At 71.6% G+C, this 6081-nt stretch carries 6 protein-coding genes and 1 pseudogene; 1 reads left to right on the top strand and 6 read right to left on the bottom strand.

What is annotated here, in order from left to right:
* Together ACIRBY_RS38135 and ureA are read right to left on the bottom strand one after the other, a co-directional pair.
* Window positions 1-184: pseudogene (locus ACIRBY_RS38135) on the bottom strand (urease subunit alpha); the annotation flags it as partial.
* Window positions 181-900, bottom strand: coding sequence for an urease subunit gamma (ureA, locus tag ACIRBY_RS38130; RefSeq protein ID WP_403909878.1), 720 nt, complete (start codon window positions 898-900; stop codon window positions 181-183). The pseudogene ACIRBY_RS38135 and the gene ureA, both read right to left, overlap by 4 nt.
* A 155-nt stretch (window positions 901-1055) precedes the next feature.
* Here ureA and ACIRBY_RS38125 point away from each other — a divergent pair, with 155 nt between their 5' ends.
* Window positions 1056-2498, top strand: coding sequence for a cytosine permease (locus tag ACIRBY_RS38125; protein WP_403909875.1), 1443 nt, complete (start codon window positions 1056-1058; stop codon window positions 2496-2498).
* A gap of 84 nt (window positions 2499-2582) precedes the next feature.
* Here the strand turns inward: ACIRBY_RS38125 and ACIRBY_RS38120 are convergent, their stop codons facing one another.
* The 4 genes from ACIRBY_RS38120 to ACIRBY_RS38105 form a co-directional block, all read right to left on the bottom strand.
* Window positions 2583-3014, bottom strand: coding sequence for a hypothetical protein (locus ACIRBY_RS38120; protein WP_403909872.1), 432 nt, complete (start codon window positions 3012-3014; stop codon window positions 2583-2585).
* Window positions 3015-3271: 257 nt separating this feature from the next.
* Window positions 3272-4357, bottom strand: coding sequence for a branched-chain amino acid aminotransferase (locus ACIRBY_RS38115; RefSeq protein ID WP_403909869.1), 1086 nt, complete (start codon window positions 4355-4357; stop codon window positions 3272-3274).
* A gap of 223 nt (window positions 4358-4580) precedes the next feature.
* Complete coding sequence (locus ACIRBY_RS38110) at window positions 4581-5621, bottom strand: 3-isopropylmalate dehydrogenase (protein ID WP_403909866.1); 1041 nt, start codon at window positions 5619-5621, stop codon at window positions 4581-4583.
* Between the two features lie 83 nt (window positions 5622-5704).
* Entirely contained in the window at window positions 5705-5836 is a 132-nt protein-coding gene (locus ACIRBY_RS38105; RefSeq protein WP_366451917.1) for a hypothetical protein, read from the bottom strand.
* Between the last annotated feature and the right edge of the window lie 245 nt (window positions 5837-6081).

Below are 6081 nucleotides of genomic sequence, written 5' to 3'. Positions count from 1 at the left end.
CCAGGAACTCGTCGCCGGGCTTCTGGGCGTCGGACTCCACCCGGACGGTCAGCCCCGAGTCGCCGAGCCGGACCCGGTCGCCCGCGCGGGGGCCGAAGACGGAGGCGTACTCGTGGGGGTCGATGTGCCGGCTGCCGGGGGCGCAGTGGGCACTGTGGTCGGTGTGGGGGGTCTGGCGGCTCACGCCTGGTCTCCTTCCGGGGCGTCTGCGGGAGTGGCGGCCGCGCCCAGGTAGCCGCAGGCGGCGGCGCGGGCGAGGGCCTGCTCCTTGGCGCCGGGGGCGTCGAGCGGGCCGTCGACCAGGCCCGCGAAGCCGATCGCGATCCGCGCGCCGCCGATCGGGACCAGGCCGACCTCGCCCTCGCCGTGCGGGTCGAACCGCACCGAGGAGCCGGCCGGGACGCACAGCCGCATGCCGTAGGCCGCCGCGCGGTCGAAGTCGAGGCGGGGGTTCGCCTCGAAGAAGTGGAAGTGGGAGGTCACACTGACCGGCACGGAGGCGGTGTTGCGCACCCGCAGGTGTACGACCGGCTCCGGCTGGGGGGCACCGGGGCCCGGTACGACCGCGCCCGGGGCGTCCGCGCCGAGCGGGACCGCGCCCCGGATCGGGGAGGAGACCACCGCGAGGCGGGATCCGTCGTCGAAGACGGCCTCCACGTGCACCTCGGTGACCACGTCGGCCACGCCGGGCAGCACGTCGCCGGGGCCGAGGACGCTGCGGGCCTCCTCGATGGCCTCCGCCAGGCGCTTGCCGTCGCGGGCGGCCTCGCAGACCGTGTCGGCGATCAGCGCCGTGGCCTCGGGGACGTTGAGCCGCAGGCCCCGGGCCCGACGGGCCCTGGCCAGTTCCGCGGCGCTGCGCAGCAGCAGCCGGTCGCGCTCCGTAGGGGTCAGCCGCACGCCGATCCACCACCTTTTGAGTCGATGGGTTAGAGCATCACTCTAACTCTTCATTTCCTCGCTGGGAATCATTGACCTGGGGGCAGGGGCTGAGTCACATTGAGTGTCGCTCAAACGAATACGCACCCATCCCGCCGTGCCAAGGGAGTCCCCCCATGCCCATCGAACAGCGCGGAGTCGACACCATCCCGGAGGAGGAGCGGACGAGCGGTCCCCGTGACCTGATGTCGATCCTGCTCGGCTCCAACCTCTGCCTCGGTGTGATCGTCTTCGGCTGGCTCCCCCCGTCCTTCGGACTGGGGCTGGTCCCCTCGGTCACCGCCATCGTGACCGGCACCATCGCCGGCATCGCCTTCACCGCGCCGCTCGCGCTGGTCTCCCTGCGCACCGCGACCAACCTGTCCACCTCCAGCGGCGCCCAGTTCGGCGTACGGGGGCGGCTGGTGGGCTCGGTGGTGGGCCTGCTGCTCGCGCTGGGCTACACCGCTCTGACCCTGTGGATCGGCGGCGACGTGATGGTGGGCACCCTGGCCCGGCTCACGGGCCTGCCGGACAGCGGCTTCACCCACTCCCTGATGTACGGGGTGCTGGCCGCGTTCACCGTGGTCGGGGCCGTGTTCGGCTACCGGCTGCTGCTGCGCATGAGCAAGGCGCTCTCGATCGTCATGGTGGCCCTGCTGGCCGTCGGCCTGTACGCCTACGCCCCCGGCTTCACCACCGCCGCCCCGCCGGACACCGCGTACCTGCTCGGCTCCTTCTGGCCGACCTGGATCCTCGCCGTCGTCGCCGCCGGACTGAGCGGCCCCGTCGCCTTCATCACCCTGCTCGGCGACTACACGCGCTACATATCCCCCCGTCGGCACAGCTCCCGCACGGTCTACTGGGCCACCTGCGTCGGCCTGCTGTTCGGCCTGCTCGTCCCGCAGCTCTTCGGCACCTACACCGCGCTGGCCGCCCGCGCCGGGGCCGACTACGCCGGGCCCCTCGTGGCCGCCGCGCCCTTCTGGTACCTGGTGCCGCTGCTCTTCGCCGCCGCGGCCGGCTCGGTGGGCAACGCGGGCCTGATGCTCTACTCCATGGGCCTCGACCTGGACGCCATCGTCCCCAAGGCCACCCGCACCAAGGCCACGGTGATCGCCGCGGCCGTCGCCACCGCCTTCGTCTTCTTCGGCTCCTTCGAGTGGAACGTGCAGTCGGCGATGACCTCGTTCGTGCTGCTGCTGACGGCGGTCGGCACCCCCTGGGCCGTGATCACCCTCATCGGCTACGTGCGCTGTCGCGGCGTGTACGACGCCGACGCGCTCCAGGTGTTCAACCGCCGGGCCCGCGGCGGCGTCTACTGGTACAGCGCCGGGTGGAACCTGCGCGCGACGGCGTCCTGGGCACTGGGCGCGCTGGCGGGCCTGGCCGCCGTGTCGACACCGCTGTACGAGGGCCCGCTGCTGGCCCTGACCGGCGGAGTGGACTGCAGCTTCATCCTGTCGGGGCTGGTCGGCGGCCTGGTCTACGCGGCGCTGACGTTCCGGACCGCCGCCGCGTCCGGGGCCGGGCGGACGGCGGCACCGGCGGCCGACAGGGTCACGGTGGCCGCCGACTGACGGCGGCGCACGGGGAGGCGGCCTCGGACCGGCCGCCACCACCCACCACGGACCCCGGGGCACCGCGCCCCGGGGTCCGCCGCGTCAGCGGCACTTCAGCGAGTCGGCCGACTGCTGGACCGCCGTGTCGACCGCCTGGATCTGCGGCTGGAGCTGGGTCAGCGCGTCCTTGCCCGTGGTGTCGCCGGGCAGGTTGTCGTAGCTCTTCTTGAGGTTGTCCGTGGCCTCCTGGACGGCTTCCCGCTCGGCCGACTTCATCGTCTGCTTGCTCTCCTTGACGTTCTTCCAGTCGGTCTGGACGGCGTCGACCGCCTTCTGGATCTGGTCCTTGGTGGCCGTCGCCGGATTCAGCGCCTTGAGCGCGGCGTTGTCCGACTTCAGCTGGACCAGGTTGGTGCACAGCGCGGCGGCGGCCTTCGAGGCCTCCTCCTCCGGAGTCGTGTCGTTACTCGAGCACGCCGAGGCCCCGAGCACGACGGCCGCGCAGAGCAGGCCTGAGGCAACGAACCGCTTCATGGGGATCCGCCTTTCCGCCGGCCCCAGCGGCCGGCGCACGAGAGAACCACCCCCGGTGGGGTGCGCCGCACCGCCCGGGCCGGTGCGGGCGCCGGATCGGCGGGCACCGTCAACGTCCCATGCCGGTGCACCCCCCGCACGTCCGCTGCGCCCGTACGGGTAGGACCGGACCCGCCGCACCGCCCGGGCCCGGACACGCGCAACGGGGTCCCCGCCTTCCGGCGGGGACCCCGTTGCGCGGGCGGATCCGGCGTGGACTAGCCGAGCGGGTGCATCCAGCCGTGGGTGTCGGCGCGGTGGCCGGTCTGCAGGTCGAGGAGCGCCTTGCGGAGCTTCATGGTGACCTCGCCGGGCTCACCGTCGCCCTGGGTCCAGTTGGCGCGCTCGGACTTGACCGAGCCGACGGGGGTGATGACGGCGGCCGTGCCGCAGGCGAACACCTCGGTCAGGGTGCCGTTCTCGTTGTCGCGCTTCCAGTCCTCGGTGGAGATGCGGCCCTCCTCGGCGGTGTAGCCGAGGTCGCGGGCGATGGTGAGGAGGGAGTCGCGGGTGATGCCGGGCAGGAGCGAGCCGGTCAGCTCCGGGGTGACGATGCGGTCGCCGTACACGAAGTACAGGTTCATGCCGCCCATCTCCTCGATCCAGCGGTGCTCGACGGCGTCCAGCCAGACGACCTGGTCGCAGCCGTGCGAGGCGGCCTCGGCCTGGGCGACGAGGGAGGCCGCGTAGTTGCCGCCGGTCTTGGCGGCGCCGGTGCCGCCCTTGACGGCACGGACGTACTCCTCGGACAGCCAGACGGAGACCGGCTTGACGCCACCGGGGAAGTAGGCGCCGGCGGGCGAGGCGATGACCATGAAGAGGAACTCGTTGGCCGGGCGGACGCCCAGGCCGACCTCGGACGCGAACATGAACGGCCGCAGGTACAGGGAGGCCTCGCCCGAGTTCGGGACCCAGGCGCTGTCCTGCTTGATCAGGGCGTCGCAGGCCTCGATGAACAGCTCGGTCGGCAGCTCCGGCATGGCCATGCGGCGGGCGGAGGCCTGGAAGCGCTCGGCGTTGGCCTCGGGGCGGAAGGTGGCGACGGTGCCGTCGGGCTGGCGGTAGGCCTTGAGCCCCTCGAAGATCGTCTGCGCGTAGTGCAGGGTCATGTTGGCCGGGTCGATCGACAGCGGCGCGTACGGGACCAGCTCGGCGTCGTGCCAGCCGCGGCCCTCGGTCCACTTGATCGTCACCATGTGATCGGTGAAGTGGCGGCCGAAGCCGGGGCTGGCCAGGATCGCCTCTCGCTCCGCGTCGGACAGCGGGTGCGAGGAGGGCTTGAGCTCGATCGTGGGCGTCGTCATGAGTGCTTGTCCTTCACCGTTGTGTATGGCGGACCGCGCTCATGCGTACCAGGACGTCCGAGCTTCCCCGTATACCGCGGCCTCGCGTTCGATTATCGCGCGCGCGGGGTCTTCGGTGAAACGGGGTGATGCGGCCCACGGGAGATGGTGGCACCCGGGGCCGTGCAGGAGAAGCCGCCGGGTGATGGTGCGTACCCGGCGGCTTCGTGGTGGAGCTGCCGGGTCAGCCGGCTACTCGCGCGGCGAGGGCGTCGCCGATCGCGTCGGTGGAGCGGAAGGTGCCGTCGCGCTCGGCGAGGTCGGCGGAGACGGCCTCCTCGATGCGCACGGCCTGCTCCTCGTAGCCGAGGTGGCGCAGCAGGAGGGCGACGGACAGGATCGTCGCGGTCGGGTCGGCCTTGCCGGTGCCCGCGATGTCCGGGGCCGAGCCGTGGACGGGCTCGAACATCGAGGGGAAGGCGCCGGTCGGGTTGATGTTCCCGGAGGCGGCGAGGCCGATCCCGCCGGTGACGGCGGCGGCCAGGTCGGTGAGGATGTCACCGAAGAGGTTGTCCGTGACGATGACGTCGAAGCGCTCCGGCTGGGTGACGAAGAAGATCGTCGCGGCGTCGACGTGCAGGTAGTCGGTGGTGACCTCGGGGTACTCGCGGCCGACCTTGTCGAAGATGTTCTTCCACATGTGGCCCGCGTACACGAGGACGTTGTTCTTGTGGACCAGCGTCAGCTTCTTGCGCGGGCGGGAGTCGGCCCGCTCGTACGCGTCGCGGACCACGCGCTCCACACCGTAGGCGGTGTTGATGCTCACCTCGGTGGCCACCTCGGCCGGGGTGCCGGTGCGCAGGCTGCCGCCGTTGCCGGTGTACGGGCCCTCGGTGCCCTCGCGGACCACGACGAAGTCGATCTCCGGACGGCCGGCGAGCGGGGTGGCCGTGTTGGGGAAGAGCTTCGAGGGGCGCAGGTTGATGAAGTGGTCGAAGGCGAAGCGGAGCTTCAGCAGCAGACCGCGCTCCAGGACGCCGGACGGGACCGACGGGTCGCCGATGGCGCCGAGGAGGATCGCGTCGTGGTGCTTGAGCGCGTCGAGCTCGGCGTCCGGGAGGGTCTCGCCGGTGCGGTGCCAGCGCTGGGCGCCGAGGTCGTATTCCTTGGTCTCCAGCTTCACATCCTGGGGCAGGACCGCGGTAAGGACCTTGAGGCCCTGAGCCACGACTTCCTGGCCGATGCCATCACCGGGGATCACTGCGAGATTGATGCTGGTCGACATGTCGGAACCGTACTCCGTGTCCCAGCCCTCAGACATATCCCGTCCACCATATGGACGAGTCGCGCCTGAGGGCCCGGGTTCGTTCAGTGGCCGGTGGAGCCGCCGTTGTCACGGCGGTCCAGGGCGCGCTGGAGGGCGGCCGCAGCGTTCTTGCGGTCGGCGTCGGCCGGGGAGGTGTGGCGGACGCGGCGGGAGGCGGCGGTGCTGGGGGTCATGATCGACTCCTTGAGATCACGGCGTGGCGGGGCCACGGATGAGGGGTTCCTTCAAGGCGCCGGAAGAGGCGGGGAGCCGTGCGCCGCAGGGGTTGCCTGCCAGGGGCGCGCGCTCGCGACCGCCATTCGCTGGATATGCGAGACGTTCGGCTCCTACCAAGCTAGGGCAGCCGCGGCCGTCTGTCTCCGCAATTACTCGGACTTCCTACTATCTGAGATGCGAATCCCCTCGGAAGGCCCTCCCG

It is taken from the genome of Streptomyces sp. NPDC096136 (genome assembly GCF_044763325.1).
GTDB lineage: Bacteria > Actinomycetota > Actinomycetes > Streptomycetales > Streptomycetaceae > Streptomyces.
This window is presented reverse-complemented; position numbering and strand designations above follow the sequence as displayed.

Coding starts and splice junctions, on each gene's coding strand:
- ACIRBY_RS38120 (WP_403909872.1), bottom strand. CDS start 3,014: ATGAAGCGGTTCGTTGCCTCAGGCCTGCTCTGCGCGGCCGTCGTGCTC.
- ACIRBY_RS38110 (WP_403909866.1), bottom strand. CDS start 5,621: ATGTCGACCAGCATCAATCTCGCAGTGATCCCCGGTGATGGCATCGGC.
- ACIRBY_RS38105 (WP_366451917.1), bottom strand. CDS start 5,836: ATGACCCCCAGCACCGCCGCCTCCCGCCGCGTCCGCCACACCTCCCCG.
- ACIRBY_RS38125 (WP_403909875.1), top strand. CDS start 1,056: ATGCCCATCGAACAGCGCGGAGTCGACACCATCCCGGAGGAGGAGCGG.
- ACIRBY_RS38115 (WP_403909869.1), bottom strand. CDS start 4,357: ATGACGACGCCCACGATCGAGCTCAAGCCCTCCTCGCACCCGCTGTCC.